Raw genomic sequence first — 6,854 nt, 5'->3', positions numbered from 1 at the left:
CTCGCCGGTCATTCTGCAGTCGTCTTCGACGGCGGCGCCAGACGTGAATAAGAGCCAGGTCCTGTCGGTCCCCGCGACCGCCGTCCGCCCCGACCTCGACCTGGCGGACGTGGTCGGCCAGCCGATGGCCAGGCGCGCCCTGGAGGTCTGCGCCGCCGGCGACCACAACCTGTGGATGCTGGGGCCGCCCGGCACCGGCAAGACCCTGCTGGCCGAACGCCTCCCCACCCTGCTGCCGGACCTTGAGCTCGACCACGCCCTGGAAGTGACGGCCATCCATTCGGTCGCGGGCGTCCTCCCGCCCAACAGCCCCATGGTCGGCCGCCCGCCCTTCGTCAACCCCCACCACACCGCGTCCGCGGCCGCCATCATCGCCGGCGGCAGCTCGGTCGTGCGCCCCGGCGCGATCTCGCTGGCCCACCGGGGCGTCCTGTTCATGGACGAGGCGCCGGAGTTCCCCCGTCACGTGCTCGACTCGCTCCGCCAGCCTCTGGAGTCCGGCCAGGTCACGGTGGCGAGATCGGCGGGCTCGGTCACCTTCCCGGCCCGTTTCATCCTGGTCCTGGCCGCCAATCCCTGCCCCTGCGCCCAGCCCCAGGAGCAGGGCGAGAGCTGCCACTGCTCGCCCACGGTCAAACGCCGCTACCTGGGCCGGCTCTCGGGCCCGCTGCTCGACCGCATAGACATGAAGGTCGCCATGGCCCGCTCCACCCGGCGCGAGCTCCTGGCGGACCGCCAGTTCGTCGAATCGAGCCGCACGGTGGCCGAGCGCGTCCTCCTGGCCCGCGAGCGCGCCGCCAAACGCTTCACCGGCACCCCCTGGCGGACGAACGCCGAGATCCCCTCCTCGACCCTGCACGCCGACTATCGCCCGCCGGACGCCGCCATGCGGCCCATCACCGGCTGCCTGGACTCCGGCACTCTCAGCGCCCGCGGCCTCGACCGCGTCGTCCGGGTGGCCTGGACTCTCGCCGATCTGGCCGAGAAGGACCGCCCCGGCCAGGACGAAACCTCCGCCGCCCTCGCCCTGTGGCTCGGCATGGACGCCTGACGAGCCGTTCACGGAGCCGCCGTGAGCCCGTGTTCCGCCCCCCTTCCACCGCAAGGAGCCGAGCTTCATGAACACCCCCGAACACGAGGCCCGGGCCGCCCTCATGCGCGCCGCCGACGCCGGCGACCGCACAATGGGCCGCCTGGTCTCCCGATACGGCGCCGCCCAGACCGCCGAGGCCATCCGCTGCCAACGCCTCCCGGACGACTTCGAACCAGCCGAGCTAGATCGCCCGAAGGACCTGGGTCGCCGCCTCGGCGCCTGGCAGGCGCGCCTCGCCGCCGCCGACCCGCCAGCGGATCTCGCCGCAGGGCGGCAGGCCGGAGCCAGGCTCGTCATCCCCGGTGACGCCGAGTGGCCCACACAGCTCGACCAGCTCGGCCCCGGCCGTCCCCTGGGCCTGTGGCTCCACGGCGACGCCGACCTCCGCTTCTCCTGCCTGCGTTCGGCGGCCATCGTCGGCGCCCGGGCGGCCACCCCTTACGGCGCCCACGTCGCGGCCCAGTTCGGCATAGGGCTGAGCGAATCAGGCTGGACCGTGATCTCGGGCGGCGCGATCGGCATCGATGGCGCCGCCCACCGAGGCGCCCTCGCCGCCGGCTCCCCGACGGTGGTCGTCCTGGCCTGCGGCGTGGACATCCCCTATCCGGCGGCACACCAGCCCCTCTTCGCCGCAGCCCGCGACCAGGGCGTGCTCGTCAGCGAGTGCCCGCCCGGCGTCCATCCCACCCGTGCCCGCTTCCTCATTCGCAACCGCCTGATCGCCGCCCTCTCCCGGGGCACGGCCGTCATCGAAGCGGCCCTGCGCAGCGGCGCTCTCAACACCGCGGCCCACGCCCTCGCCCTGGACCGGCACCTGGCAGCCGTCCCCGGCCCCGTCACCTCGGCCCAGTCGGCGGGCTGCCACCGCCTCCTCCGGGAGGAGAAGGCGGTCTGCGTGACCTCCCCGGAAGAACTGATCGAACTCGTCGGCACGATGGGCGACGACCTCGCTCCGCCCGTGCGGCCTCCCGCCCTCCCCAGAGACGCCCTGTCACCGCAGACCCGCGCCGTCCTCGACGCCGTCGCCGCCCGGGGCGGCGCCGGCCCGGCCTCCATCGCGGTAGCCGCCGGAGTCTCCCTCAACACCGCCCTGAGCGCCCTGGGCTCCCTGGCAGCCGCCGGCTACGTCGAACGGGTCCCCAAGGGCTGGCGCATCCGCAAAGCCCCGTCGCCGGTCTACCGCAAAGCTCCCGATTCCGTCTCCCTGCCCCCTTCCCTGCCTGCTCCAACCGTCGCCCATGCCGAGCCGCCTGCTGCCTCGCATGAGGTGGCTGACGCCTCATCGGCGCCGTCCCTCGGCTCGTCCGGGCAGCCGGTTGTCTCTTCTGGCGCTCCCTTCGCCTCGTCCGGGTCGTCGGCTTCATCGGATGCGCTGCCCGTCGCCCCACCGGAGCCGCCCCACGCTCCGTCTGGGCGGTCGGTTGCGTCCTCCGCTCTGTCTGCGGCGTCAGCTACGTTCTCCGCTCTGTCTGGGGACTCCGCTTCGTTCGAGCCCTTCCCTGCCTCCAGCCCTGAGGCGTTGGAGGGCTCGTCGGCATCGATGGCTCAGGGCCCGCCTCCGTTGCCGATGCGCGATTCTCCGTCGGGCGGAGCGCCCTCCGTCCCGTCGCCTACGTCGGCCACCCCGCCGTCATCGGAGGAGCCCTCCGCGCCCCTCCTAGACCCTCTGGAGCCGCCGCCCCGCGACCACGTCTCCCCGACACCGGCCGAACCGGGTTCCCCGGCAGGCTGGACGATCCCGGCGCCCCGCATGGAGCCGCCGTGAGCGCCAGACCACGGGCAGCGTGGTCCCGTGTACCACCCACACACCGAGGCCCTGGGTTGTAGTTCATATTTCCATCTGGCAATATGAGCACGTGAGCGCATACACAGCCCTGGCTGAGCCACACCGCAGGCAGATTCTCGACCTGCTGCGTGAGGGGGAGCGGCCTGTCGGAGAGCTGGTGAAACGCCTTGATCTCAGTCAGCCCGGCGTGTCCAAGCACCTCAAGGTGTTACGCGAGGCCGGGCTCGTCATGGTGCGCACGGAAGGCAAGCAGCGTGTCTACGCGCTGCGCCCAGAGCCTCTCGCCGAGGTCGACCAGTGGCTGGAGCCCTATCGCATGTACTGGTCAAGGCGCCTGGACGCCCTGGAACAACACCTGGAGGAAAACCCATGATTCACGGAACTCTGGAAACGATCGACGGCCGCCCGGCGCTGCGCTTCGAGCGCACACTGCCGTACCCGGTCGAGCGCGTGTGGCGAGCCGTCAGCGTGCCGGCAGAGCTCGGGCGCTGGTTCCCCGCCGCCGCCGACTGGACACCGGCGGTGGGTGAGACCTTCGAGGCGGCCGGCGCTACCGGTGAGGTGACCGAGGTCGACCCGCCCCATCGCCTGGCCTGGGTCTTCGCCGGCCAGCTCTACAGCTTCGACCTGGCCGCTCACGAAGGCGGCTGCCGCCTGACCTTCATCCACGTCATCGACGACCTCGGACTCTCGGCGCAGACCGCTACCGGCTGGGAGGCCTACCTTTCGCGGCTCGAACCTCATCTCGCCGGCAGGGACCTCTCCGAGGAGGATGCCCACGAGCAGTGGGAGGAAGTGCACGAACGCTACGCCGAGCGCTTCGGCGTCGACCCGGCGCCGGGTCGACGCTTCGCGGCAGCTCTGCGTGGAGACAACGGCGACGCCTGAGCTGCCGGACCACTGGCCGGGGATGGCGGTGGCGCGTCCGTAGCCGGTGCCGCTCGTGACGCACGTCCCACCGGTTGAACGATCTGCTCCGATCACTGATCCCCGTGCTCCGATCGAGGCCTGTGCTCCGATCGCTGATCGGTGCGACCTCGGTCACGGGCGCCTGGTGATTGCGGCGGGATCAGCCGATCCGGCCACCAGCCCCGCTTTCCCATGCACGCCTGTCACACCCGTCAGTTCCTGCCGCGACCGGTGTACCGCAGGACGTAGACGCCCTGGTTCTTGTCAGAGACGTAGATGTAGCCGCGGCTGTCGACCACGACGTCCTCCGTCTGGGCCACCAGCTCGCCCTCGGGCATGGGGCCGTACCTGCGGACAGGGTCCGGTGGCACGAAGTAGCCGATCTCGCGCGGCAGGCGGGTGTTCGACACGTCATAGATGCGCAGACCGGCGTTGAAGTGCGCGACGTAGAAGAGGTCGCCTTGCTTCTGCACGTCGGGGTGATGCTGGTGGTGGTTGATGTTGTGCGGCCCGCTCCAGCCGCCCCTGCTGGAAAAGTCGGCGTACGGTGCTCCGGGCGGCGGTTCGGGCGTCGGCAGCAGAGACAGTAGCCATGGCTTGGCCGGGTCCGAGATGTCCACGATGGAGGCGTGCGGCGCGGCGCCCTTGCCGTAGGAGACGTCCTCGGAGTTCGCGAAGGCGATCTTCCTGTCCGGGATGGGCAGCACGCCGTGCACGCCGAAGCGGGAGTGGAAGGGCGGGCTGAAGCTCAGGCCGCCGATCGGCTTGGGCGCGCTCACGTCCGAGATGTCCAGCACGACCAGCCCGGCCGCGCCATAGGGCAGGTACGCCAGGTCACCGACGACGTACGGGGGCCCATGCAGAGACACGTCCGCGCCGTTCGCGCAGCAGAATCCGTGCAGGTGCGGCCGTTCAGGCGCGGGCATGCCCTCCTCGCCGTCCCGCTGTCCCAGCACCCACCACCGACCCGCCTCTTTGGGCCGGGACGGATCCTCGATGTCGACGATCGTGTAGATGTTGCCGCTGAATCCCTTCGCGCCCGCCGCCACATGTACGTAGCGCCCGCCTGGATAGAGGTTGCGATGGGTTCCGGTGCCTCCGGTCGTGTAGTGGCCGAGGCGGCGCGGCCTCACGGGGTTCTTGATGTCCCAGATGTAGATGCCTTCTTCGAAGGGGGCCTGCGGGTCGCCGCCGAAGTTGGGGAAGATCCGCTCCAGCGCGGTCACCATGATGTCGCCGTGCAGATCGACCTGCAGGGTCCAGGTGTCCTTCGGCCCTGGCACGAACGCAACCACCTCCGGCCGCCGCGGGTCGGTGACGTCCACGACGCTCCAGCCCGAATGCCAGAAGTGGCCGGTGTACAGGTACCACCGATCGCCCACGCGACGGATCGCCAGCTTGAAGGCAGGCCGGTGATCCATGTCGGTGTAGCCGACGACCTCCACATTGCGGGCGTACTGGCCGCGCGGGCCCGCCACCACCGCATCCGCCCCGAGGCCGTCATCCGCCCGGGCCGGTGCCGTGCCCTCCTGGGGGATCGCCTGGGCCGGTGTCGTGCCCGCGTGGGTCACCGCCAGGGCGGAGGCGGCCGTCAGCGAGGCGCGCAACGCCTGGCGCCGCGACATCCCGGAATCCGTGCGCTCGACTCCCACTTCACTCCTCACGTCGATGATCAGGGTCGCCTTCGCGGATCACCAAACCAGCCCATCCGTAACGGCGAGCGAAAGATCATCTATCGCCGGACGTTCGCCCACTGCGGATACGGCCGGCCCGGCCCGCCAGGTCCGGCCCGCCGGGTCTGGTCTGCCGGGGCCGGCCTGCCGGGTCTGGTCTGCCAGGTCCGGCCCGCCGGGTCTGCTCCGCCGGGTCCGGTCTGCCGGGGCCGGCCTGCCAGGCGCGGGTCGCAGGGCGGGTCGCACCGCGGCTCTGCGCCGATGCGATGTGGGACGCCGCCAAGGAGACCCGGGGCGGCGGCGAGCTCAGCCCTCTGGACGGCTACTGCGGCGTGGCCGCGCTGTGAGACTCCATTCAGGAGCTGTACGGCTCCGTCGCCGAGACGTTCCGCTGGGGCCTTGCGGTCCGACAAGGTGCCTGGCCAGGCCCAGCGCCGGGCCGACGACGCGAAAGACGGTGCCTGATACAAGCTGCTTCGGACTTGCATGCGAACAGAGTGGCTAATCAAACGGGTGAAATCACGTTGCCCTGCTGTCCAGGCGGCGAGGGCGCGGGTATTCCATGCGTCCGATTCTGCTCGTCTTGTTGATCACCTGGCGCGAGTGTCGCGGTGGATCCCGTACGCCTTGGTCTTGGACTTGGGGCCGCGCTGTTGCGGCGTCGCGGGGTGGCGCCGCGCAGCGGGGCCGGCTGAGTGAGAACTGCCGAAGCGTGAGGGTGGGCACACTGGGGAGTGGGCTGGTGTGGTGGCTGAACGCGTGGAGGAGGCGGCGGTGGGGGAGGGCGTAAAGGCTGATGAGGTTGTGCAGGAGTTTGAGGCCTATCTGCGGTTTGAGAGGGACTTGTCGCCCCATACGGTGAGGGCTTATTTGGGGGATGTGGCGGAGCTGCTTGCGTATGTGGGCGGGCGGTTGGCGGACGTCGATGTCGACGCTCTGCGGGGGTGGCTGGCGGCGCAGCATGATGCGGGGAAGGCGAGGGCGACGCTGGCCCGGCGATCCGCATGTGTGCGGACGTTCACGGCCTTCTGTCATCGCAGGGGGTGGCTGGAGAGCGATCCGGGGTTGCTGCTGGGGACGGCCAAGGCGCCACGGCCGCTGCCCGCCGTACTCGATCAGGAGCAGGCGCGGCGGGTGCTTGACGTGGCGTCGGAGGGGGAGCCCAAAGAGCTGCGTGATCAGGCTCTGCTGGAGTTGTTGTACGCCACGGGGATCCGCGTCAGTGAGTTGTGCGGGCTCGACGTCGATGACGTGGATCGGGAGCGCCGGGTCGTGCGGGTGCTGGGGAAGGGGCGCAAGGAGCGGTCGGTGCCGTTCGGGGGGCCGGCCATGCGGGCGCTGGACCGGTGGTGTGTGAACGGGCGGCCGTTGTGGGTGCGGGCGGGATCGGGGG

General features: G+C 70.9%; 5 protein-coding genes and 1 pseudogene. 5 read left to right on the top strand and 1 reads right to left on the bottom strand.

The window, feature by feature from the left end; translation table 11 throughout:
* Window positions 1-88 precede the first annotated feature (88 nt).
* The 4 genes and pseudogenes from ADY59_RS45925 to ADY59_RS45910 all read left to right on the top strand — a co-directional run.
* Window positions 89-1,051, top strand: a pseudogene (locus ADY59_RS45925) (YifB family Mg chelatase-like AAA ATPase); the annotation flags it as partial.
* Between the two features lie 67 nt (window positions 1,052-1,118).
* Window positions 1,119-2,858 carry a DNA-processing protein DprA gene (gene dprA / locus ADY59_RS45920; RefSeq protein ID WP_082310906.1) on the top strand — a complete coding sequence of 580 codons (1,740 nt, stop codon included), beginning with the start codon at window positions 1,119-1,121 and terminating at the stop codon, window positions 2,856-2,858.
* Window positions 2,859-2,949: 91 nt separating this feature from the next.
* Window positions 2,950-3,252, top strand: coding sequence for an ArsR/SmtB family transcription factor (locus ADY59_RS45915; protein ID WP_049577233.1), 303 nt, complete (start codon window positions 2,950-2,952; stop codon window positions 3,250-3,252).
* Window positions 3,249-3,767 carry an SRPBCC domain-containing protein gene (locus ADY59_RS45910; protein WP_049577231.1) on the top strand — a complete coding sequence of 173 codons (519 nt, stop codon included), beginning with the start codon at window positions 3,249-3,251 and terminating at the stop codon, window positions 3,765-3,767. The genes ADY59_RS45915 and ADY59_RS45910 overlap by 4 nt, the downstream gene beginning before the upstream one ends.
* Window positions 3,768-4,000: 233 nt before the next feature.
* Here ADY59_RS45910 and ADY59_RS53630 read toward each other — a convergent pair whose 3' ends face one another.
* Entirely contained in the window at window positions 4,001-5,440 is a 1,440-nt protein-coding gene (locus ADY59_RS53630) for an LVIVD repeat-containing protein (protein WP_197094178.1), read from the bottom strand.
* Window positions 5,441-6,205: 765 nt separating this feature from the next.
* Here ADY59_RS53630 and ADY59_RS45900 point away from each other — a divergent pair.
* Window positions 6,206-6,854, top strand: a 649-nt coding sequence (locus ADY59_RS45900) for a tyrosine-type recombinase/integrase (RefSeq protein ID WP_053175809.1), incomplete at its 3' end; no start/stop codon positions are given.

It is taken from the genome of Nonomuraea sp. SBT364, from assembly GCF_001083785.1.
Lineage (GTDB): Bacteria > Actinomycetota > Actinomycetes > Streptosporangiales > Streptosporangiaceae > Nonomuraea.
The sequence above is the reverse complement of the archived record's forward strand: the minus strand, read 5'-3'. Positions and strand labels throughout refer to the sequence as shown.